Here is a 246-nt window from a genome sequence, read left to right as displayed (position 1 = left end):
CGCCATGGACCCCCAGCAGCGACTCCTGCTGGAAACCACCTGGGAAGCCTTCGAACGCGCCGGCATCGACCCCGCCACCCTCAAGGGCAGCCGCTCCGGGGTCTTCATCGGCTCCAACGGACAGGACTACGCCTCCGGACTGCGCCGGGCCCCCGAAGGGGTCGAGGGCTACCTCCTGACCGGCCGGGCCGCGAGCGTCGTCTCCGGCCGGCTCGCCTACACCTTCGGCCTGGAGGGGCCCGCACT

Annotated in this window: 1 protein-coding gene; it reads left to right on the top strand. The window is 72.4% G+C overall.

Annotated elements, in window-relative coordinates; all coding sequences use genetic code 11:
• Window positions 1-246, top strand: a 246-nt coding sequence (locus VR44_RS40710; protein ID WP_157880581.1) for a beta-ketoacyl synthase N-terminal-like domain-containing protein, incomplete at both ends; no start/stop codon positions are given.

The sequence above is a fragment of the Streptomyces katrae genome, assembly GCF_000966975.1.
In the GTDB taxonomy this organism is placed as follows: domain Bacteria; phylum Actinomycetota; class Actinomycetes; order Streptomycetales; family Streptomycetaceae; genus Streptomyces; species Streptomyces katrae.
Note: the sequence above shows the minus strand (reverse complement) of the source record. Positions and strands in the feature narration are given on the sequence as shown.